Annotated in this window: 33 protein-coding genes and 1 tRNA gene; all 34 read right to left on the bottom strand. The window is 39.0% G+C overall.

Annotated features, from left to right (window positions below; genetic code table 11):
- Nucleotides 1-132 precede the first annotated feature (132 nt).
- Complete coding sequence (locus GHI45_RS08220; protein WP_147806226.1) at nucleotides 133-519, bottom strand: hypothetical protein; 387 nt, start codon at nucleotides 517-519, stop codon at nucleotides 133-135.
- Between the two features lie 92 nt (nucleotides 520-611).
- Nucleotides 612-684: transfer RNA gene (locus GHI45_RS08225), tRNA-Thr, on the bottom strand.
- Nucleotides 685-1,235: 551 nt separating this feature from the next.
- Nucleotides 1,236-1,616, bottom strand: a complete 381-nt coding sequence (gene rplQ / locus GHI45_RS08230) for a 50S ribosomal protein L17 (protein ID WP_147780337.1) — start codon at nucleotides 1,614-1,616, stop codon at nucleotides 1,236-1,238.
- A gap of 17 nt (nucleotides 1,617-1,633) precedes the next feature.
- Nucleotides 1,634-2,572: a DNA-directed RNA polymerase subunit alpha gene (locus GHI45_RS08235; RefSeq protein ID WP_147780336.1), complete on the bottom strand. Its 939-nt coding sequence runs from the start codon at nucleotides 2,570-2,572 to the stop codon at nucleotides 1,634-1,636.
- A 48-nt stretch (nucleotides 2,573-2,620) separates the two neighbouring features.
- Nucleotides 2,621-3,004 (bottom strand): 30S ribosomal protein S11, encoded by a 384-nt coding sequence (rpsK, locus tag GHI45_RS08240; protein WP_147780335.1) that lies wholly within the window; start codon nucleotides 3,002-3,004, stop codon nucleotides 2,621-2,623.
- Nucleotides 3,005-3,022: 18 nt separating this feature from the next.
- Nucleotides 3,023-3,388 carry a 30S ribosomal protein S13 gene (gene rpsM, locus GHI45_RS08245; RefSeq protein ID WP_147780334.1) on the bottom strand — a complete coding sequence of 122 codons (366 nt, stop codon included), beginning with the start codon at nucleotides 3,386-3,388 and terminating at the stop codon, nucleotides 3,023-3,025.
- Between the two features lie 18 nt (nucleotides 3,389-3,406).
- Nucleotides 3,407-3,523, bottom strand: a complete 117-nt coding sequence (gene rpmJ, locus GHI45_RS08250; RefSeq protein WP_014024193.1) for a 50S ribosomal protein L36 — start codon at nucleotides 3,521-3,523, stop codon at nucleotides 3,407-3,409.
- Between the two features lie 53 nt (nucleotides 3,524-3,576).
- Nucleotides 3,577-3,795: a translation initiation factor IF-1 gene (infA, locus tag GHI45_RS08255; RefSeq protein WP_003130554.1), complete on the bottom strand. Its 219-nt coding sequence runs from the start codon at nucleotides 3,793-3,795 to the stop codon at nucleotides 3,577-3,579.
- A 454-nt stretch (nucleotides 3,796-4,249) separates the two neighbouring features.
- Nucleotides 4,250-4,411, bottom strand: a complete 162-nt coding sequence (locus tag GHI45_RS11285) for a hypothetical protein (RefSeq protein ID WP_187230106.1) — start codon at nucleotides 4,409-4,411, stop codon at nucleotides 4,250-4,252.
- 17 nt (nucleotides 4,412-4,428) lie between these two features.
- Entirely contained in the window at nucleotides 4,429-5,046 is a 618-nt protein-coding gene (locus tag GHI45_RS08260) for an ATP-binding cassette domain-containing protein (RefSeq protein WP_147780333.1), read from the bottom strand.
- 1 nt (nucleotide 5,047) lies between these two features.
- Nucleotides 5,048-6,073 (bottom strand): hypothetical protein, encoded by a 1,026-nt coding sequence (locus GHI45_RS08265; protein WP_147780332.1) that lies wholly within the window; start codon nucleotides 6,071-6,073, stop codon nucleotides 5,048-5,050.
- A gap of 235 nt (nucleotides 6,074-6,308) precedes the next feature.
- Nucleotides 6,309-6,956: an adenylate kinase gene (locus GHI45_RS08270; RefSeq protein WP_147780331.1), complete on the bottom strand. Its 648-nt coding sequence runs from the start codon at nucleotides 6,954-6,956 to the stop codon at nucleotides 6,309-6,311.
- Between the two features lie 108 nt (nucleotides 6,957-7,064).
- Nucleotides 7,065-8,390 carry a preprotein translocase subunit SecY gene (gene secY / locus GHI45_RS08275; RefSeq protein WP_147780330.1) on the bottom strand — a complete coding sequence of 442 codons (1,326 nt, stop codon included), beginning with the start codon at nucleotides 8,388-8,390 and terminating at the stop codon, nucleotides 7,065-7,067.
- A 153-nt stretch (nucleotides 8,391-8,543) separates the two neighbouring features.
- Complete coding sequence (gene rplO, locus GHI45_RS08280) at nucleotides 8,544-8,999, bottom strand: 50S ribosomal protein L15 (protein WP_147780329.1); 456 nt, start codon at nucleotides 8,997-8,999, stop codon at nucleotides 8,544-8,546.
- A gap of 216 nt (nucleotides 9,000-9,215) precedes the next feature.
- Nucleotides 9,216-9,395 (bottom strand): 50S ribosomal protein L30, encoded by a 180-nt coding sequence (gene rpmD, locus GHI45_RS08285; RefSeq protein ID WP_147780328.1) that lies wholly within the window; start codon nucleotides 9,393-9,395, stop codon nucleotides 9,216-9,218.
- A gap of 10 nt (nucleotides 9,396-9,405) precedes the next feature.
- Entirely contained in the window at nucleotides 9,406-9,900 is a 495-nt protein-coding gene (gene rpsE, locus GHI45_RS08290) for a 30S ribosomal protein S5 (protein WP_147780327.1), read from the bottom strand.
- 20 nt (nucleotides 9,901-9,920) lie between these two features.
- Entirely contained in the window at nucleotides 9,921-10,268 is a 348-nt protein-coding gene (rplR, locus tag GHI45_RS08295; RefSeq protein ID WP_147780326.1) for a 50S ribosomal protein L18, read from the bottom strand.
- A gap of 284 nt (nucleotides 10,269-10,552) precedes the next feature.
- The gene (rplF, locus tag GHI45_RS08300; RefSeq protein ID WP_147780325.1) at nucleotides 10,553-11,089 is read right to left on the bottom strand and encodes a 50S ribosomal protein L6; all 537 of its coding nucleotides are present in this window, start codon (nucleotides 11,087-11,089) and stop codon (nucleotides 10,553-10,555) included.
- A gap of 109 nt (nucleotides 11,090-11,198) precedes the next feature.
- Complete coding sequence (rpsH, locus tag GHI45_RS08305) at nucleotides 11,199-11,597, bottom strand: 30S ribosomal protein S8 (RefSeq protein ID WP_147780324.1); 399 nt, start codon at nucleotides 11,595-11,597, stop codon at nucleotides 11,199-11,201.
- A gap of 263 nt (nucleotides 11,598-11,860) precedes the next feature.
- Entirely contained in the window at nucleotides 11,861-12,046 is a 186-nt protein-coding gene (locus GHI45_RS08310) for a type Z 30S ribosomal protein S14 (protein ID WP_147780323.1), read from the bottom strand.
- A 19-nt stretch (nucleotides 12,047-12,065) separates the two neighbouring features.
- Complete coding sequence (rplE, locus tag GHI45_RS08315; protein ID WP_147780322.1) at nucleotides 12,066-12,608, bottom strand: 50S ribosomal protein L5; 543 nt, start codon at nucleotides 12,606-12,608, stop codon at nucleotides 12,066-12,068.
- An 18-nt stretch (nucleotides 12,609-12,626) separates the two neighbouring features.
- Nucleotides 12,627-12,932, bottom strand: coding sequence for a 50S ribosomal protein L24 (gene rplX, locus GHI45_RS08320; RefSeq protein WP_147780321.1), 306 nt, complete (start codon nucleotides 12,930-12,932; stop codon nucleotides 12,627-12,629).
- A gap of 135 nt (nucleotides 12,933-13,067) precedes the next feature.
- A complete protein-coding gene (gene rplN / locus GHI45_RS08325) occupies nucleotides 13,068-13,436 on the bottom strand; it encodes a 50S ribosomal protein L14 (protein ID WP_147780320.1) in 369 nt (122 codons plus the stop codon).
- 22 nt (nucleotides 13,437-13,458) lie between these two features.
- Nucleotides 13,459-13,719 carry a 30S ribosomal protein S17 gene (gene rpsQ, locus GHI45_RS08330; protein WP_120772555.1) on the bottom strand — a complete coding sequence of 87 codons (261 nt, stop codon included), beginning with the start codon at nucleotides 13,717-13,719 and terminating at the stop codon, nucleotides 13,459-13,461.
- 18 nt (nucleotides 13,720-13,737) lie between these two features.
- Nucleotides 13,738-13,947, bottom strand: a complete 210-nt coding sequence (rpmC, locus tag GHI45_RS08335) for a 50S ribosomal protein L29 (RefSeq protein ID WP_147780319.1) — start codon at nucleotides 13,945-13,947, stop codon at nucleotides 13,738-13,740.
- Nucleotides 13,947-14,360 (bottom strand): 50S ribosomal protein L16, encoded by a 414-nt coding sequence (gene rplP / locus GHI45_RS08340; RefSeq protein WP_147780318.1) that lies wholly within the window; start codon nucleotides 14,358-14,360, stop codon nucleotides 13,947-13,949. The genes rpmC and rplP overlap by 1 nt, the downstream gene beginning before the upstream one ends.
- A 3-nt stretch (nucleotides 14,361-14,363) precedes the next feature.
- Nucleotides 14,364-15,017, bottom strand: coding sequence for a 30S ribosomal protein S3 (gene rpsC, locus GHI45_RS08345; protein ID WP_147780317.1), 654 nt, complete (start codon nucleotides 15,015-15,017; stop codon nucleotides 14,364-14,366).
- A 12-nt stretch (nucleotides 15,018-15,029) separates the two neighbouring features.
- Nucleotides 15,030-15,377, bottom strand: coding sequence for a 50S ribosomal protein L22 (gene rplV / locus GHI45_RS08350; protein ID WP_147780316.1), 348 nt, complete (start codon nucleotides 15,375-15,377; stop codon nucleotides 15,030-15,032).
- A gap of 11 nt (nucleotides 15,378-15,388) precedes the next feature.
- Entirely contained in the window at nucleotides 15,389-15,664 is a 276-nt protein-coding gene (rpsS, locus tag GHI45_RS08355) for a 30S ribosomal protein S19 (protein ID WP_147780315.1), read from the bottom strand.
- Nucleotides 15,665-15,820: 156 nt separating this feature from the next.
- Nucleotides 15,821-16,654 carry a 50S ribosomal protein L2 gene (rplB, locus tag GHI45_RS08360; protein WP_147780314.1) on the bottom strand — a complete coding sequence of 278 codons (834 nt, stop codon included), beginning with the start codon at nucleotides 16,652-16,654 and terminating at the stop codon, nucleotides 15,821-15,823.
- 16 nt (nucleotides 16,655-16,670) lie between these two features.
- Entirely contained in the window at nucleotides 16,671-16,967 is a 297-nt protein-coding gene (locus GHI45_RS08365; RefSeq protein ID WP_147780313.1) for a 50S ribosomal protein L23, read from the bottom strand.
- Entirely contained in the window at nucleotides 16,967-17,593 is a 627-nt protein-coding gene (rplD, locus tag GHI45_RS08370) for a 50S ribosomal protein L4 (RefSeq protein ID WP_147780312.1), read from the bottom strand. The genes GHI45_RS08365 and rplD overlap by 1 nt, the downstream gene beginning before the upstream one ends.
- A 26-nt stretch (nucleotides 17,594-17,619) precedes the next feature.
- Nucleotides 17,620-18,243: a 50S ribosomal protein L3 gene (gene rplC / locus GHI45_RS08375; protein WP_147780311.1), complete on the bottom strand. Its 624-nt coding sequence runs from the start codon at nucleotides 18,241-18,243 to the stop codon at nucleotides 17,620-17,622.
- An 18-nt stretch (nucleotides 18,244-18,261) separates the two neighbouring features.
- Entirely contained in the window at nucleotides 18,262-18,570 is a 309-nt protein-coding gene (gene rpsJ / locus GHI45_RS08380; protein ID WP_147780310.1) for a 30S ribosomal protein S10, read from the bottom strand.
- Nucleotides 18,571-18,690 lie beyond the last annotated feature (120 nt).

The following is an 18,690-nucleotide window of genomic DNA, read 5'->3' on the forward strand; positions in this document are numbered from 1 at the left end:
TTATTTCGTGTGTTATAATGGTCTTGCATCTGAATCCTCTTCCTACTTGTGTTTCCCAATTCAAGTATAAGAAATTCAGATGCGTTTTGCTTACTTCAAGGTGGCTAAACTAATTTTACAATTTACCTTTTTTTATTTTACTTCTTCGGCTTTTTCAGCACGTAAATTTGCAAGCTCCTCTTTTACGAGCAGTAATTCTTTTTCAAGTTTTTCAGCCTGATGACGACGTTTGTATTCGGCATTTAATTCAGCCAATCGGCTTTCAAGTTCTTCATCTGACATTTGACTTGGACCATGAACACCAGATTTTTCAAATGATTTAATGAAAAATTGACCATTGTTTTTGTGATAAAAGTAAATAGCTGCAATAACAGCAAGTACGACAAGACCCATAACGAATCCTCCTCCAATAAGATGAAGTCCTAAATGACCTTCTTGGCTAAAACGTGACATCATTTCCGTGTGTCCTGAGTTTCCTGACATCATTTTTGAATCCTCCATTTGTTTTAATATCTCCATTATAATCATTTATCTTAAATCAAAATGAAATCTTTAAAATACTAAAAAGCCTAGAAATAAATCTAGACCTTTTCGTTCGATAAATTATTTTATGCCATTTACTGGAATCGAACCAGCGACCCCTTCCTTACCATGGAAGTGCTCTACCGACTGAGCTAAAACGGCAAATGTTTTTTATTTTTGAAATTCTTATATCCTAGAATTTTCGATTGCTTACAAGAGCACTTATTGGAAAATTGCTACGCAATTTACAATTCGCAACCTTAACAGTCCACTGGACTGTTAAGCTCTACCGACTGAGCTAAAACGGCAAATATTTTTTATTATTGAAATTCTTATATCCTAGAATTTTTGATTGCTTACAAGAGCACTTATTGGAAAATCTCTGTGCAATTTCCATTCCTCTATTTTACCAAAATTCTGGTAAAAATCAAGTAATATCTATAGGCAGGCTCTTTTTAAAGCTGTCAAATCAAAATAGCCCTGTCAGTACTGACAGGGCTATTTTTTGACAAAAAAAAACCTTGAGTGTCCCACTGTTTAGGCAAGCTAAAAAGCGGACAGAGCTAGACTAAGCAATGCTACTCAGCAATCAATATCAGCATGAAATTTTCATTTCTCGCCTTGATTGCTAACTCGGGCACACCGCCAACATCATAACACTCAGGTTTAATTGTTTTTTCGATTCAAAAATCGTCTTAGTTGTTTAAATAAAATTAAACAAGTTCGATGATTGCCATAGGCGCAGCATCACCACGACGTGGTTCAACTTTAAGGACACGAGTGTAACCACCGTTGCGGCCTTCGTAGCGTTTAGCAAGATCGTTGAAGAGTTTTTGAAGTGCTGTTGGGAAAGTTTCAGTTTCTTCATTGAAATCTTTAATAGCGATTTCGTTACGAACGTAAGCAGCTGCTTGACGACGTGCATGAAGATCACCTTTTTTACCAAGTGTAATCATTTTTTCAACAGTACGACGAACTTCTTTAGCACGCGCTTCAGTTGTGTAGATGTTTTCATTGATGATAAGATCAGTTGTCAAGTCACGCAACATTGCTTTACGTTGTGAAGATGTACGTCCAAGTTTACGATTGCTCATTTTGTCTCCTCCTTATTTTATTTTCTTTTTTTAAGGGAAAGTCCCAATTCAGTCAATTTAACTTTGACTTCTTCTACTGATTTGTGACCGAGGTTTTTGACTTTAATCATGTCAGCTTCGCTCATTTCAACAATATCAGCAACTGTATTGATACCAGCACGTTTCAAACCATTGTAAGCACGGACAGAGAAGTCCATTTCTTCAATAATTTTATCGAGCACACGTTCAGTTTTAACTTCTTCTTTAACTACAAGAGTTTCAGCTTCTTGAGCTACTTCTGACAAGTCAACGAATAAATTCAAGTGATCTGTCAAAATCTTTGCAGAAAGTGAAAGAGCTTCTTCAGGAACGATTGTACCATTTGTTGAGATTTCAAGTGTCAATTTATCGAAGTTAGAATTTCCACCAACACGGGCAGGTTCTACTTGATAGTTCACTTTACTAACTGGTGTGTAAATTGAATCTACAGCAATCGTTCCGATTGGTGCACCTTCAACTTTATTTTCGTCAGCAGGAACGTAGCCATAACCTTTTTTGACAGTCATGACAGCACGCATTGAATGACCTGCTGCGATAGTGAATAAATAGTGGTCTTTATTGACGATTTCGATATCACTATCAGTCAAAATATCGCCGGCAGTAACAGCCATAGGACCAGTTACATCAAGTTCAATTTGTTTATCAGAGCCTACGTAAGATTTGATGGCAATTCCTTTAATCGCAAGAACGATTTGGATGACATCTTCACGTACACCTGGAATAGTTGCAAATTCGTGTTGAACACCTTCAATTTGTACTGCAGTAACAGCTGCACCAGGCAATGATGACAAAAGAACACGACGCAAAGAGTTACCTAAAGTTGTACCATAACCACGTTCAAGTGGTTCGACAACAAATTTTCCGTAATCTTCTGTTTCGTCAAATTTTGTAATTTTTGGTTTTTCAAACTCAATCATGTATATTCTCCTCTAAAACAAAAAGTGTTTAGCGACAAGAGTGACTAATTATACACGACGACGTTTTGGAGGACGTGCACCGTTGTGAGGTACAGGAGTCACATCAGAAATAGAAGTTACTGTAAGGCCAGCGGCAGCGAGTGCACGGATAGCTGATTCACGACCTGAACCAGGACCTTTAACTGTAACGGATACTGTTTTCAACCCTTGATCTTGAGCAGCTTTAGCAGCAGCTTCAGAAGCCATTTGAGCGGCGAATGGTGTAGATTTTTTAGAACCTTTGAATCCAAGAGCACCGGCTGATGACCAAGCAAGAGCGTTACCATGAACGTCTGTAATCATGACAATTGTGTTGTTAAATGTTGATTGGATATGTACGATACCTGATTCAATATTTTTCTTAACACGACGTTTACGTGTAATTTTTGGCATTTTAACTCCTTTCTATAATTATTTTTTCTTACCAGCGATAGACTTAGCAGGACCCTTACGAGTACGAGCGTTGTTTTTAGTATTTTGTCCACGTGTAGGAAGTCCACGACGGTGACGCATACCACGGTAGCTACCGATTTCCATCAAGCGTTTGATGTTAAGGTTTACTTCACGACGAAGGTCACCTTCAAGTTTCAAGCTGTCCAATTCACGACGGATTACGTCTTCTTGATCAGCTGTGAGATCTTTAGTACGGATATCTTCTGAAATTCCTGCAGCAGCAAGAACTTGTTGAGATGTTTTGAGTCCAATTCCGTAAACGTATGTCAATGAAATAACGATACGTTTTTCGTTTGGAACGTCAACTCCAGCAAAACGAGCCATAGTTTTTTAGTTTCCTTTCTATCCCTGACGTTGTTTGTGTTTTGGATTAACAGGGCAAATTACCATAACACGACCGTTACGACGAATTACTTTACAGTATTCGCAGATTGGTTTTACAGATGGTCTTACTTTCATTGTGTCTTCCTTTCTATAGGTTACTGTGCGTGTTGCACTCAATGAATGTCCGCTTACTTAAATCGGTAAGTAATGCGTCCACGCGTCAAGTCGTATGGTGAAAGCTCAACTTGAACTTTATCGCCAGGTAGGATACGGATATAATTCTTACGAATTTTACCTGAGATCGTAGCCAAAACTTGGTGACCATTTTCGAGTTCAACTGTGAACATTGCGTTCGGCATCGTATCTACGACTTTGCCGTCGACTTCAATTACATCATCTTTTGCCAAGCAAAAGCACCTCCTTAAATTTTTCCGTTAGATATCAATATATCTAAAAAGTCGGACTTGTATATTTTAACATGAATATCAAAAAAAAGCAAGTCTTTATTCTTTTTAAAGCTTTATTTTTCAGCCTTCGCCCGTTTTTCAAGGTTTTTCAAGCGCTCAAACCAATCATGACAATGCTTTCGGGTGTGTTGTCAGTGCTGACAAAGAATAAAAGTAATCATTTAAGGCCTAAATGCAACAAATAAAACATTTTAACTTTTCCAGCTTTTAGGATATTGATATGCATTCCAAATAATAGAACTTTCTCTTCGACTTTAAAATCACTCTTATTCCGTCATAAATTGCCACATACGCAATGCCGAAATAGCTTATCGCTTTAATAAAATCCCTGTCTTTCGCGTTCAACGTAAACAATATTCTAAAGAGAGAACTGAACGCTACAAAAACTTAAAAACTAATGTTGCTCTGTTTTTTTACTTTTATCTTTCACATTTTTATATTTTTTATTGGTATCCATCAAAGGTTTGTTGTCTTCTTGGGTCAATTTTTTCTCTGTTTGTTCGATGATTTTGTAAAAATCATTTTTAGGTTGTGGTGCTGGTGTGATTACTGACATTGTGCTTCCCCCTTCTTCTAAAAAAAGATATCCATGTAGCCGATTGCTTGCGCCGCTGCTTCAAAATCTGTAACTAAATGAAGTCCTTCTTCTGACAATAAATAAGTTTGGTCACAAAAATGCTCGATTTCTTTGAGATGGTGCGAGGTGATCAGAATAATCTTTTCTGTTGCTAGACTCTTGATTTCTTCATAAACTTTTGCTTTTTTAGAAATATCTAAGCCACTCAATAACTCATCAATAACTAAAATTTCACAACCAACAGACAAACATAAAATTGTCGCAAAAAACTCCTTCATTCCGAGTGAAAAAGTACCAATATGCTTTTTCGAAATTTTTTCAGCTTCAAAAACGTGTAGCAAACGTTCCGCTTTTTGACGTTCATTCATTTTTAAAATTTTAAAATAATCATTCATTTTTAAGTTTTCATCAAAAGTCTCTACACTTGCTAAATATGCCACCCGTCCTGCTTTAATTTTTCCTTCTGTAAGTCCAATTTGTCCAGATAAAATTGAAAATAGTGTGCTTTTTCCAATACCATTTCGACCAATAACTCCATAAAGACCATTTTCCTTAATTTCAAAATCAAATGGGGCTAGCTCTGGGAGCTTTAAATGTTCAATTTTTAAAATCATCTTAAATCCTCCGTATTTTTTGATTCTTGAGCAGAAAGACTGCTAGCCCAAAGCTGATAAGGCTTAAAAATACTAAATAGATAAATCCGACAAAATAGGATAAATTGCCGAAAAGATATTTTGGTTGACAAAGTAACTCAACAGGATTTAGATAACTAAAGGGGAGGTACCTCTTAATCATTTGAATTTCAGAAAATGAGACGATAGAAGCCCAACCTAAAATTATAAGAGCCATTATTCCAATGACTACCATACTTCTTTTGAAAATAACAGCAATCACAGCACCTAATGTAGCTAGAAAAAGCAAGACAACAAAAAGATATAGCATTGACAAAACAATGACTGAGCCAACTGAAATCGCCATATTATCTGGTAAAGTAGGGTCAGAAGCTGGATTACTCCATATATTAACGAGATAGGCTGGATAATCCCATGAACCAAAACCATTTTTAAGTCCTACAATAATGACATCAATAAAACTTAATAGTAAAATACCCAAAAATGTCGTTGTCACAGCTGACAATATTTTTGAACAAAGACTTCTTCGTGACGAAATATTCAAAAATTTATAAGTCATGATTTCTTTATTTTCTATATAAAAAGCAACTGTCGTGCTGACTAAAAAAGAAAAAAGTAATAAAAATAAAGTCGTAAAATAATTGGATTCGAGAGTAAAATCAACAAACTGTCCAAAAGCGTTAAATTGAACTGTCAGCATAATTTCAAAAGATAATTTTCTACTTTTCACTAATCTGAGATAACTGATTTCCTCAGCATTTCTTTTTAACATATCTGAAGTAATCCCAAGACCATTATCTAAAGAAAGTTTGCTTAATTTTTTATCCAGTTTTAATTGTAAATCAAAGTATTGATTGATATTCTTGTTTTCTAAAGCCTTTATTTGTTGACTTAAAAGTTGAATATTTTCTTTTTGAAAAGTAATTTCTTCTTCATTTAGTTTATGACTTGTCAAACTTTGAGTGTCAGTAGCAAGCATGGTCTGAGTTGCGGTTTCTGCCTGTTGCAAAAAAAATAGAACGAGACAATCCTGTTTTGAAAACTGAAAAATATAAAGTAAATAGGAGGACAAATGATAAAGCGAGAAACATTATCACATTTCTCTTATTTATCATGAATCTTTTTAATTCAAATATAAACATTCATATGCTCCTCCCCTATTTCACATCATTATACACTAGAATTCCATAGAATACAATAAAGCAAATAAAAAATAGACTTCTATAAGTCTATTTTCTGAGTGCTTATCCAAGTACAGCTTTGATGTCTTCTGTTACTTTAGCGATTTCTTGTCCGCCGTCAATTGCTTTGACAAGGCCAAGTTCTTCGTAGTGTGTCAAGATTGGAGCAGACTCTTTGATGTTGACATCAAGACGGTTTTTAACAGTCTCTGGAACATCATCTGCACGTTGATAAAGATCTTTGCTACCACAAACATCACAAGTGCCTTCAACTTTTGTTGGGTTGAAGATTTTGTGATAAGTTGCTCCACAGTTGCGGCAGATATAACGACCGCTCAAACGATCAACAAGAATGCTTGGGTCAACTTCGATATTGACAACACCATCAAGTTTGATGCCAAGTTCAAGAAGCATGCTATCCAATGCCAATGCTTGATCAAATGTACGTGGGTAACCATCAAGTAAAAAGCCACTTTCTTTGATGTCATCTTGCGCAAGACGTTCTTTTACGATACCATTTGTCACTTCATCAGGAACAAGTGCGCCTTTATCGATAAATGATTTAGCCAATTTACCCATTTCAGTTTCATTTTTCATTGCGGCACGGAACATATCTCCTGTTGAGATATGATTAACACCATAATTTTTAACGATAAATTCTGCTTGTGTCCCTTTACCTGCACCTGGAAGGCCCATGATTAACAAATTCATTTTTGTTTTTTCTCCTATTTTTAGCAAAGCTTGCCTTGCTCTATTTACCTTTCTATTTTATCGTAATTTGCTAGAAAAATAAAGAAAAACCTTGCCGAAGCAAGATTTTTATGCATTTTCGATTGGATTATCCAAGAAACCAGTATAATTCTTCTTGTAGAGATATCCTTCGAGTTGTTTAACTGCTTGAATCGCAACTTGAATCAAAATCAAGAGTGATGTTCCACCGAGCGCAACAATTTTAGGAAGTCCCCAAACATTTTGTGCTGCGATTGGAATAACAGAAATGAAACCAAGGAAGAGGGCACCGACTGTTGCTAAACGCATCAGCAAGCGAGAAATGTATTTTTCTGTTCCCTTACCTGGGCGAACTGATGGAATGTATGATCCTTGTTTTTGAAGATTTTCTGCCATTTTTTCAGGATTAACTTGAACAAATGAGTAGAAGAAAGTAAACAAGATAATCAACAAGGCGTAGAAGAGCATTCCTGTCCAAGTTGAATAAGACAAGGCATTTTGAAGGCCATTCAGCCAACCAATACTTCCTCCATTTGCTTTTTGGACAAATTGCAAGATTGTTGCAGGAGCTGATGTGATTGAACCTGCAAAAATTACAGGGATAACACCGGCTGGATTGACACGAAGTGGCAAGTAAGAACTTGTTGGTGCGCCTTGAGTCAATTTTGTATATTGAATTGGGACTTTACGTTCTGCTTGTTGAACAAATGTCGTGATGTAAATAATCAAGATACTTGCAATGATTAAGCCAGCTACGAAAAGCCAAGACATTGGAATTTCTGAAGGACGAACGTTTTCAAATTTTTCTGTGTAAACAGATTGAATCGCGCTTGGAATTCCAGAAACAATCCCTGCAAAGATAATTACAGACACACCAGAACCAAATCCTTTTTCATTGATTTGTTCACCCATCCAAGTGACAATCATTGAACCCGTGGTAAGAATAATTCCTATCATTAAATAAGTTTGTAGATTTGGTGTCTTAACGATGTTTGCGCCTGTACTTGCCATAGCTTGGAAACCGGCTGTAATCCCAATAGATTGAGCCATTGCCAAGACAAGTGTGATGTAGCGTGTTGCTTGATTTGACTTCCGACGTCCGACTTCACCTTGCTTAGACCATTCAACGAAGACGGGCAAAATATCCATCTGTAAGAGTTGTACAATGATTGAAGCGGTGATATATGGTGATACTCCCATGGCAAAGAGTGAATAGTTTTGCATGGCATTCCCTGAGACAAGGTTCATCATACTCAAGAATGGTAAATCACTGAGGTTATTTAAATTGGTTACGTTAATCCCTGGAACAGTGATATGCGCACCTAAACGAAAGACAAATAAGATAAAGATCGTGAAAATAATTCTGGCACGAACATCTTTAACCTTAAATGCTTCAATAAGGGTTTTAAAAAACATTTCCCCTCCTTAAGCTAATTTTTTTGTTTAATTTCTGTCAAATTGAACAAGACTTGAGTTTCAACTCCTCTTCAATTTGACAGAATCTAATAATTTGAATATTTAGATTAGTCAAAATGTCAATAAACGGTTGATAAATCAACCGTTAATCAATTATTCAGCTTCAGCAGCTACGACAACTTTACCGCCGTTTGCTTCGATTGCAGCTTTAGCAGCAGCAGATACTTTAGCAACGTCAACAGTCAAGTTTTTGGCAGTCAATTCACCGTTAGCAAGAACTTTAACACCGTCTTTAACAGATTTGATGATTTTAGCTGCAACAAGAGTTTCAGCTGAAACTGTTGCGCCATCTTCAAGTTTGTTCAAAACATCAAGATTTACAATAGCGTATTCTTTACGGTTTACATTCAAGAAACCACGTTTTGGCATACGACGGAACAATGGAGTTTGTCCACCTTCAAAACCTGGACGGATTGATCCACCTGAACGTGCTTTTTGTCCTTTTTGTCCACGTCCAGCAGTTTTACCATTACCAGATGATGTACCACGACCTACGCGGTTTTTTGAGTGACGGCTGCCTTCTGCAGCTTTCATTTCATGAAGTTTCATGAGATTTCTCCTTATTTCGCACCCTGCTGACGCTTGCCTCTCAGGTAAGGAACTTGAGTGACTCACTCGCTGATGCGCTAGATTTATTTCCCTAAACAATAGGGCTTCTATAATTTTACTATAAAAGTCGCCAAAGTGCAAGACTTTTCTGTTTTACAGCACTCAGATAAAAATAAAGCTACCAAATGGCAGCTTTATTATTGATGATCAATTTTATTATACTTCTTCAACTTTTACAAGGTGAGAAATTGAGTTTGCCATACCACGGAGTGCAGCATTGTCTTCTTTGACTACTGATGAGCCAAGTTTACCAAGACCAAGTGCAACTACAGTTTTGCGTTGAGCAGGGATACGGCCGATTGGTGAATTAACCAATGTAATTTTAATTTGAGCCATGATATCCTCCTTATGCTAATTCGCTAACAGATTTGCCACGGAGTGCAGCAACTTCTTCAGCGCGTTTCATTTGTTTCAAACCGTCAACAGTTGCACGTACAACGTTGATAGGTGTGTTTGAACCAAGTGATTTAGTTGTAACGTCAGCTACACCAGCAAGTTCGAGGACGGCACGTGTAGCACCACCTGCGGCAACTCCAGAACCTTCAACAGCTGGTTTGAGCAAGATCTTACCACCACCGAATACACCAAGTGCTTCGTGAGGAAGAGTTGTACCAACCATAGGTACTGTGATGAGGTTTTTCTTAGCAGCTTCGATAGCTTTACGGATAGCTTCTGGAACTTCTTGAGCTTTACCAGTACCGAAACCTACACGACCGTTACGGTCTCCAACAACAACAAGTGCTGCAAAACGGAGGCGGCGACCACCTTTAACAACTTTAGTAACGCGGTTAATTCCAACAACGCGTTCTTCGAATTCTTTTACTTCTTCGTTTCTAGCCATTTTTATGATTACCCCTTTCCTTAGAATTTCAATCCTGCTTCACGAGCAGCTTCAGCAAGTGCTTGTACACGTCCGTGGTAAAGATATCCGCCACGGTCAAATACAACTACTTCAACACCTTTAGCTTTAGCAGCTTCAGCGATTGCTGTACCTACTTGAGCAGCTTGTTCTGATTTAGAACCAGTCAATTTAAGTGAGTTTGCAGATGCAAGTGTTACGCCAGCAACGTCATCAATGACTTGTGCGTAAATGTTAGTGTTTGAACGGAAAACGTTCAAACGTGGAGTTTCAGCTGTTCCGCTGATTTTTCCGCGAACGCGTGTGTGGCGTTTTTGGCGGAGTTTGTTTTTATCTGGTTTAGAAATCACAATTCTACCTCTTTTATATTTTATTATCACTAGTTTTTGCCAGCGATTGTCTTGTTCAAATCTTGTCAGTACTGACAAAGAACAAGCGGGAAGTTTCTGTCTGTCTGACAAAGTCAGCATTGACAAAATCTTGGCATTTCTGTCAGATTGACAGAACACCAACTACGGATTATAAATAATCGTTTCGCTAAGCGATTACGAGGAAACTTTTAGGCTGAAAGCCCTGCCGAAGCAACCTTGAGGTCGTAAGGTAAAAGTTGACGAAGTAAGCGCAACGCGAAAAATTATTTACCAGTTTTACCTTCTTTACGACGAACGTATTCACCAACGTAGCGGATACCTTTACCTTTATAAGGTTCTGGTGAACGACGGCTACGGATGTAAGCTGCAGTTTGTCCAACAGCTTCTTTGCTGATACCTTCAACAACGATTGATGTTGGAGTAGCAACAACGAATTTGATGCCTTCTGGAGCTTCAACTTCATCTGTGTGAGATTTACCAACTGAAAGGCTCAATGTAGTTCCTTTAAGTTGAGCACGGTATCCAACCCCGATCATTTCAAGCGCTTTTGAGAAGCCGTTTGAAACACCTTCTACCATGTTGGCAAGAAGGGCACGAGTAGTACCGTGGAGCATTTTCATTTCTTTTGTATCGTCAGGACGTTTTACAGTGATTTCGTTTCCAGCGATTTCAAGTGTGATGTTTTCGTTGAATGAACGAACGAGTTCACCTTTAGGTCCTTTGACAGTTACAGTTGCACCGTTTTGTTCTACAGTTACTCCTGCAGGGATAACGATGACTTTGTTACCAATACGTGACATTATTCTTTTCCTTTTCCTGTTAAATTATCAGCCATAAGCTGTTTTCACGGGTTTGTCAGCTCTGATTTAATCAGAACAGACGAATCTTAATTTTAGCGAAGCTAAAATCTTACCAAACGTAAGCGAGTACTTCACCACCAACATTTTTAGCGCGCGCTACTGAGTCAGTAACAACACCTTCAGATGTAGAGATGATAGCAGTTCCCAAACCGTTCAATACTTTAGGCATATCTTCAGATTTAACGTAAACACGAAGACCTGGTTTAGAGATACGTTTCAAGTTAGTGATAACTTTTTCGCCGTTTTGTCCGTATTTAAGGAACATGCGGATAACACCTTGTTTGTTATCTTCAACGTATTCAACATCTTTGATGTAACCTTCAGCTTTGAGGATTTCAGCGATTTGACGTTTGATTTTTGATGCAGGTGCTTCAACAACGTCGAATTTACGCATGTTAGCGTTACGAATACGAGTCAAGAGGTCTGCGATTGGGTCAGTCATTACCATAATGTAATTTCTCCTTATTTGTAGTTTGGGCTTGTTCAAATCCCACTTTCAAATTAATGAGGTTATTTAAGTAACTTTGTCTTGTCAAAACAGGACAAAAGCTCAAAATAACCGAACTTATATAGTATATCAGTTTTCCTTGCCCTTGTCAATAGTTTGATAGCCATATTTTCGGGTGTGTCATGATTTTTTCTTCTGTCAGCTCTGACAACAAAAAAACGACCTCAAATGAGGTCGCCTCTATATCGTATGAGCAATACTTCTTACCAAGAAGCTTTTTTAACGCCTGGCAATTGACCTTTGTAAGCCAATTCGCGAAGGCAGATACGGCAAAGTTTAAATTTGCGGTAAACTGAGTGTGGACGTCCGCAACGTTCGCAACGAGTATAAGCTTGCGTTGAGAATTTTGCTGGGCGTTGGTTTTTAACAACCATAGATGTCTTAGCCATTTATATATTCTCCCTTTTCTTATTTAGCGAACGGCATTCCGAGTTGTTTCAACAACTCGTGTGATTCTTCGTCAGTGTTGGCAGTAGTTACGATAACAATATCCATACCACGTACTTTATCAACATCATCATAAGTGATTTCTGGGAAGATCAATTGTTCCTTAACACCAAGTGTGTAGTTACCACGACCGTCAAAGGCTTTGTTAGATACACCATGGAAGTCACGTACACGTGGAAGAGAAACAGTTACAAGTTTGTCCAAAAATTCGTACATGCGTTCGCCACGAAGTGTAACTTTAGCACCGATTGATTGGCCTTCACGAAGACGGAAAGCGGCAACTGATTTCTTAGCTTTAGTGATGAGTGGTTTTTGACCAGAGATCAAAGCCAATTCAGCAACTGCTTTATCAAGGTTTTTAGAGTTGTTAAGCGCATCCCCAACACCCATGTTGATAACGATTTTATCAACTTTAGGTACTGCCATGATTGAAGTATAGTTAAATGTTTCAGTCAAGGCTGGTACGATTTCGCTTGTGTATTTTTCTTTTAAACGATTAGTCATTTTCTGTTCTCCCTTCTATTAGTCTAGGACTTCGCCTGATTTTTTGTTGAAACGAACTTTTTTGCCGTCAACTTCTTTGTAACCAACACGTCCAGCAACGCCATTTTTGTCAAGTACTTGAACGTTTGAAGCGTTGATAGCTGCTTCGATTTCAAGAATAGCGCCGTTTGGATTTTCAGCATTTGGTTTTTGGTGTTTCTTCATGATAGCAACACCTTCAACAACAACTTTATTGAATTTTGGCAAAGCTTTGATTACTTTCCCAGTAGTTCCGCGGTCTTTACCTGCGATAACTTTAACTGTATCACCAGTTTTTACAAACATGTTAATGTTCCTTTCTTACGTCCTATCGGACACCCTGATTGTCAGTGATGACAACCGAGGGGACTATTATTGTCAGAATGACAGAACAAAATTCTATCATACCTAACAATATTTTACGATAATTTTGTTTGAAAATTAAAGTACTTCTGGAGCGAGTGACACGATCTTCATGTAGCCGCCTTCGCGGAGTTCACGTGCAACTGGACCGAAGATACGAGTTCCTTTAGGTGTTTTGTCATCTTTGATCAAAACTGCAGCATTTTCGTCAAACTTGATGTATGAACCATCAGCGCGTTTAGCACCGTGTTTTGTACGAACGATAACAGCTTTAACGACGTCACCTTTTTTAACAGCAGCTCCAGGAGCAGCTGATTTAACTGAAGCCACAATAATATCACCGATACCAGCGAACTTACGTGATGAACCACCGAGTACACGGATAGTCAAAAGTTCTTTAGCACCAGAGTTATCTGCAACTTTCAAACGAGATTCTGTTTGAATCATGCTATTTTCCTCCTAGTTTTGCTTAGATAATTACAGCTTCTTCAACGATTTCTACTAAACGGAAATGTTTGTCTTTAGACAAAGGACGAGTTTCCATGATACGAACGATGTCGCCAGTTTTAGCAGAGTTGTTTTCGTCGTGAGCTTTATATTTTTTAGAATAATTGATACGTTTACCATAGACAGGGTGATTACGTTTAGTTTCAACGACAACTGTGATAGTTTTATCCATTTTGTCTGAAACAACGCGGCCTTGATAAACTTTACGTTGATTGCGTTCCATTTATTTTCTCCTGACCTATTATTTGTTCAATTCAGCTTGCACAGTTTTTACACGTGCAATAGTTTTCTTCACTTCGTTAAGTTTACCAGTATTTTCGAGTTTACCAGCAGCGGCTTGGAAACGAAGTTCGAACAATTCTTTTCTCAATTCTGCTTCACGAGCTGTCAATTCTTCAGTTGACAATGCGCGCAATTCAGTAAGAAGTGATTTAGTTTCGCTCAATTTCATTACGCTTCACCTCGTTTCACAAATTTAGTCTTAACAGGGAGTTTGTGTGATGCAAGACGCAACGCTTCGCGTGCAACTTCTTCACTTACGCCACCAACTTCAAACATGATTTTACCACGTTTAACTGGGGCAACCCAACCTGCAGGAGCACCTTTACCTGACCCTTGACGTACACCAATACCTTTAGTAGTGTATGACTTGTGTGGGAAGATTTTAATCCAAACTTGACCGTTACGTTTCATGTAACGAGTCATAGCAATACGGGCAGCTTCAATTTGGCGGTTAGTGATCCAGTGAGATGTAGTGGCTTGTAAGCCAAATTCACCGAATGCTACTTCTTTACCACCTTTAGCTTCGCCACGCATTTTACCGCGGAATTCACGACGGTGTTTTACACGTTTTGGTACTAACATGGATTATTTGTCTCCTTTCACAGCATGTTTTGTTGGGAGAACTTCACCACGGTAAATCCAAACTTTAACGCCGAGTTTACCATATGTAGTGTCTGCTTCTTCCCAAGCATAGTCGATATCTGCACGCAATGTGTGAAGTGGAACTGTACCTTCAGAGTATCCTTCTGCACGGGCAATATCAGCACCGTTCAAACGACCAGATACTTGAGTTTTGATACCTTTGGCACCAGCACGCATAGCACGTTGAATAGCTTGTTTTTGAGCACGACGGAAAGCGATACGTGCTTCGAGTTGTTTAGCAATACCATCACCAACAAGATGAGCGTCCAAATCAGGTTTCTTGATTTCAACGATGTTGATGTGTACTTGTTTACCAGTGAGTTTGTTGAGTTCTGCACGAAGTGCATCAACGTTAGCTCCTGATTTACCGATAACCATACCTGGTTTAGCAGTGTGCAAAGTAACGATGACTTTGTTTACTGCACGTTCAGTTTCAATAGTTGAAATTGAAGCATCAGCAAGTTTAGTTGCGACAAGGTTACGAATTGCTAAATCTTCGTGAAGGTAATCCGCATATTCTTTTTCAGCATACCATTTGGCATCCCAATCGCGAATAACGCCAACACGCATACCAATTGGATGAATTTTTTGACCCACGATTTTACCTCCTTATTCTTTCTCTGCAACTACAACTGTGATGTGTGTAGTGCGTTTGTTAATTGGTGAAGCTGAACCTTTCGCACGTGGACGGAAACGTTTCATCGTTGGTCCTTCGTTTGCGAATGTTTCGCTAACTACCAAATTAGCTTTTTCGAGACCAAAGTTGTTTTCTGCGTTAGCGATAGCACTGTTAAGTACTTTTTCTACTTCTGCAGCACCTTTAGTCGGTGTAAATTTCAAAATTGCGATTGCGTCTGCAACGCGTTTTCCACGGATAAGATCGAGAACAAGACGAGTCTTACGAGGAGAAACGCGAACTGTTTTTGCAGTTGCTTTAGCTGAAGTAATTTCTGCCATTATTTTTCTCCTTATTTAGTCTTGCGATCGTCACCTGAGTGACCGCGGAATGTACGTGTAGGTGCAAATTCACCCAGTTTGTGTCCAACCATATCTTCTTGAACATAAACTGGGACGTGTTTGCGACCATCGTAAACAGCAATAGTGAGTCCTACGAAATCAGGGTAGATTGTAGAACGACGTGACCAAGTCTTGATCACTGATTTTCTTTCGGCTGCAACTTGAGCTTCGACTTTTTTCATCAAATGCTCGTCAGCGAAAGGTCCTTTTTTAAGACTACGACTCATTGTATGAGTTTCTCCTTTAAATTTTTGTTACCACTACCGCTACTAAGGCGGAGCTGGCGGATTATAGATGTCTTTCGGCATCTTATCAGCACTGACAGCTTACTATCCTCACTGACAAGACGCCGAAAGGCGCTTGTTTGCTCAATAAGCAGAAAATTATTTGCCGTTGATACGTTTGACAATAAATTTGCTTGATTTTGCTTTCTTGTTGCGAGTCTTGAGACCAAGAGCTGGTTTGCCCCATGGAGTCATTGGAGACTTGCGACCAACTGGTTGTTTACCTTCACCACCACCGTGTGGGTGATCATTAGGGTTCATTACTGAACCACGAACTGTAGGACGGATACCGAGGTAACGAGTACGACCGGCTTTACCAAGATTAATCAAGTTTTGTTGTTCATTACCAACAACACCAACTGTCGCACGGCAAGTTGAAAGGAGCATACGGATTTCGCCTGATTGGAGACGAACAAGTGTATATTTACCTTCAGAACCGAGGATTTGAGCTGAACTTCCGGCAGCACGAACAAGTTGTCCGCCTTTACCAGGTTTCATTTCGATGTTGTGGATCAATGTACCAACAGGGATGTTTGCAAGTGGAAGTGCGTTACCAATTTTGATGTCGGCTTCAGGTCCAGATACAACTTTCATTCCTACTTCAAGGCCTTTAGGAGCCAAGATGTATGATTTGATACCATTTTCGTAAACGATCAAAGCGATGTTTGCAGTACGGTTTGGATCGTATTCGATTGTAGCAACTTTGGCAACAACATTGTCAGTATTACGTTTGAAGTCAATCATACGATATTTCTTCTTGTGTCCACCACCTTGGTGACGTACAGTGATACGACCTGTGTTGTTACGACCAGCTTTGCTGTTCATGCTTACAAGCAAGCTCTTTTCAGGAGTGCTGGTAGTAATTTCAGCAAAATCGCTTGACGTCATGTTACGACGACCGTTTGAGGTTGGTTTATAAACTTTAATTCCCACGATTTATTCTCCTTTCTTATTCAGCGTCTTCGCCGAAGATATCGATGCTCTTAGAGTCAGCAGTAAGAGTAACGATTGCTTTTTTGTAACCAGATTTAGTACCTGTGTAACGACCAACGCGTTTAGCTTTTGGCTTAACGTTGATTGTGTTTACAGTTTCTACTTTTACACCTTCAAAGGCAGCTTCGATAGCTTGTTTGATAAGGAGTTTGTGAGCGCCAGCAGCAACTTCAAAAGTATATTTCTTTTGATCCATTGCTTGCATAGAAGCTTCAGTAATAATTGGTTTACGGATTACATCATAGAGTGACATTATGCAAGAACCTCCTCAATTTGTGAAAGAGCTGATTCTACAACGAGAAGTTTGTCAGCTGATACGACATCAAGAACGCTTGTAGTGTTTGCTGTTGCAACTTTTACGTTAGAAAGGTTACGAGCTGAAAGAGCTGCGAATTCATTTCCTTCGTTAGGGAGAATAACAAGAACTTTACGTTCGATAGAGAGCGCTTCAATCACTTTTGCGAATGCACTAGTTTTTGGAGCGTCAAAGTTCAAAGCGTCAACTGCAATGAGTTTTTCTTCAGCAACTTTAGCTGAGTAAACTGATTTAAGAGCCAAGCGACGAACTTTTTGTGGAAGTTTGTATGAATAGTCAGATGGAGTTGGACCGAATACGGTACCACCACCACGCCATTGAGGCGCACGAGTAGACCCTTGACGAGCACGACCTGTTCCTTTTTGACGGAAAGGTTTTTTACCACCACCACGAACTGCAGAGCGGTTCTTGTGCATGTGTGTTCCTTGACGGAGGCTAGCACGTTGTGAAAGTACAACGTCGAAGACAACTGCTTCATTTGGTTCGATACCAAATACTGCGTCGTTCAATTCAACTTCGCCAGCTTGTGTTCCATCTTGTTTGAATAATGATACTTTAGCCATTATAGATTATCTATCTCCTTTCCTTCTTATTTAGCTTTAACTGCTGATTTAACAACAATCAATGATTTCTTAGCACCTGGTACATTACCTTTTACAAGGATAACGTTTTGTTCAGGAAGCACTTGTGCGATTACCAAGTTTTGTACAGTTACACGTTGGTTACCAGCGCGACCTGAAAGACGTTTGCCTTTTGGTACGCGGTTAGCCGCAACAGGTCCCATTGAACCTGGACGACGGTGGTAACGAGAACCGTGAGCCATAGGACCACGTGATTGTCCCCAACGTTTGATAACGCCTGTGAAACCTTTACCTTTAGAAGTTCCGGTAACATCAACGACTTCTCCAGCTGTGAATGTATCAACAGTGATTTCAGCTCCTACTTCAGCGCCTTCGAGTCCTTTGAATTCACGAACGAAGCGCTTAGGAGTCGTATTTGCTTTTGCTGCATGACCTTTGGCAGGTTTGTTAGTCAAAACTTCACGAAGTGTATCGAAACCAACTTGAGTTGCTTCATAACCGTCTGTTTCAACAGTTTTAACTTGAAGTACTGTGTTAGGAGTCGCTTCGATCACTGTAACGGGGATAAGTTCGCCGTTTTCAGTGAAGATTTGAGTCATTCCCACTTTTTTCCCTAAGATTCCTTTTGACATGAGAATTACCTTTCTTAATTAGAGTTTGATTTCGATATTTACACCACTTGGAAGATCAAGTTTCATCAATGAGTCAACAGTTTTTTGTGTTGGGTTGATGATGTCGATCAAACGCTTGTGAGTGCGCATTTCGAATTGTTCGCGGCTGTCTTTGTATTTGTGTGTTGCACGAATAACTGTGTAGACACTGCGATCTGTTGGAAGTGGAATTGGTCCACTTACTTCTGCATTTGTACGTTTAGCTGTTTCAACGATCTTTTCTGCTGCTGCATCAAGGATACGGTGTTCATAAGCTTTCAAACGAATGCGAATTTTTTTAGTTGCCATTTGTTCTCCTCGTCTATTGTTTAATAATAGGCTAGCTCTGCGAGAAAACCGACACGGTTGGTATGGCAATACCTTCGGGTGTGTCGCAACCTCTCGCTTCATTGCTACATACTGTTTTTT

Origin of the sequence: Lactococcus sp. dk101, assembly GCF_009601055.1 — a bacterium.
Classification (GTDB): domain Bacteria; phylum Bacillota; class Bacilli; order Lactobacillales; family Streptococcaceae; genus Lactococcus.